3 protein-coding genes are annotated in these 1,743 nt (G+C 39.5%); 2 read left to right on the plus strand and 1 reads right to left on the minus strand.

Translation table 11 applies throughout. The features are described from left to right. Window positions 1-56: 56 nt before the first annotated feature. On the minus strand, window positions 57-374 hold the full coding sequence (locus tag HT701_RS10935; RefSeq protein ID WP_000886035.1) for a DUF960 domain-containing protein: 318 nt from the start codon (window positions 372-374) through the stop codon (window positions 57-59). A 359-nt stretch (window positions 375-733) separates the two neighbouring features. On the opposite strand from HT701_RS10935, the gene rplM reads away from it, so the two are divergent. Then, window positions 734-1,180 (plus strand): 50S ribosomal protein L13, encoded by a 447-nt coding sequence (gene rplM, locus HT701_RS10940; RefSeq protein WP_001044624.1) that lies wholly within the window; start codon window positions 734-736, stop codon window positions 1,178-1,180. 18 nt (window positions 1,181-1,198) lie between these two features. Continuing rightward, window positions 1,199-1,591 carry a 30S ribosomal protein S9 gene (gene rpsI / locus HT701_RS10945; protein WP_000075964.1) on the plus strand — a complete coding sequence of 131 codons (393 nt, stop codon included), beginning with the start codon at window positions 1,199-1,201 and terminating at the stop codon, window positions 1,589-1,591. Window positions 1,592-1,743 lie beyond the last annotated feature (152 nt).

A 1,743-nucleotide genomic window follows, 5' to 3' on the forward strand; every position in this document is an offset into this window, starting at 1 on the left:
TGTTTTGAGCAACCTACGGTTAGCTTCCTAGTTTGCTCTTTGATTTTCATTGAGTATTAAAATAGGTCATTTTCTTCTGGGAGGAGGATAGTCTCTCTACCATCCATATCTAAAACCAGAACTCTCGGGGGATAAAGAGGGTCGAAAGGGTGGTTAAAGTCAAAATCAATGGCTGTAGGGAGGTGTTGACTTGAAAAGTGGAAGGTAATTTTTCCTTGGTTATTAAGCAATTGAAACTCGAGTTCCTCCTCCAATTCAAAGACATTTTTTAAGAAGTGGTCGATGATGTACCAAAAAGAGTCAATGACATCATCAGGCAAGCTGGTAACAATGCCAAAACTAGCCGACCGCATGTGGGTATTGGTAAAAGCCATATTTCTGCCCCCTTTCTTTTCCCTTATCATACAGCAAATAGGATCAAAAATCAAGAAAAGGTGATTTTTTGGAAAGGATTTTAGCTACAGGGAAAAATAAGGAAAAAATCCCAAAAATCTCCCGAAGTTAATAGGTAAATTCCCAAATTAACTTGATTATATAACTTTCAGTTACTTTGAGAAGTTACGCATTAGAAAAATATTTTTCATATCTATTGACTTTTAGGGGTGAAATTTGGTATTATAGTAGGCGGTATTGTTTACCCCATTTGAAAGGCCCCGGAACCTTCCAAATACTTTTCGATGGGAAGGAACACCCATCACCGTAAACAAAAATCGAACTATATATAGGAGAAATCATGAACAAAACAACATTTATGGCTAAACCAGGCCAAGTTGAACGTAAATGGTACGTAGTTGACGCAACTGATGTACCACTTGGACGTCTTTCTGCAGTAGTTGCTAGCGTACTTCGCGGAAAAAACAAACCAACATTTACACCACACACTGATACAGGTGACTTTGTGATTGTTATCAATGCTGAAAAAGTTAAATTGACTGGTAAAAAAGCAACTGATAAAATCTACTACACTCACTCAAACCACCCAGGTGGATTGAAACAAATCTCTGCAGGTGAACTTCGTTCTAAAAATGCAGTACGTTTGATCGAGAAATCAGTTAAAGGTATGCTTCCACACAATACTCTTGGACGCGCTCAAGGTATGAAGTTGAAAGTATTTGTTGGAGCTGAGCACACTCACGCTGCACAACAACCAGAAGTTCTTGACATTTCAGGACTTATCTAAGGAAAGGAACAATAAAGTATGTCACAAGCACAATATGCAGGTACTGGACGTCGTAAAAACGCTGTTGCACGCGTTCGCCTTGTTCCAGGAACTGGTAAAATCACTGTTAACAAAAAAGATGTTGAAGAGTACATCCCACACGCTGACCTTCGTCTTGTCATCAACCAACCATTCGCAGTTACTTCAACTGCAGGTTCATACGACGTTTTCGTTAACGTTGTAGGTGGTGGATACGCTGGTCAATCAGGAGCTATCCGTCACGGTATCGCTCGTGCCCTTCTTCAAGTAGACCCAGACTTCCGCGATTCATTGAAACGCGCAGGACTTCTTACACGTGACTCACGTAAAGTTGAACGTAAGAAACCAGGTCTTAAGAAAGCTCGTAAAGCATCACAATTTAGTAAACGTTAATTCGAAAGAATTACTATACTTATACAGAGCACCTTTCGGGGTGTTCTTTTTTTATACTTTCTTACTAAATTGGTGCAATTGACACAGTTGTTGCGACTTTATACTCTTCGAAAATCTTTTCAAACCACGTCAGCTCTATCTGCAACCTCAAA

The sequence above is a fragment of the Streptococcus sp. 10824 genome, from assembly GCF_013276595.1.
Taxonomy (GTDB): Bacteria; Bacillota; Bacilli; order Lactobacillales; family Streptococcaceae; genus Streptococcus; species Streptococcus pseudopneumoniae.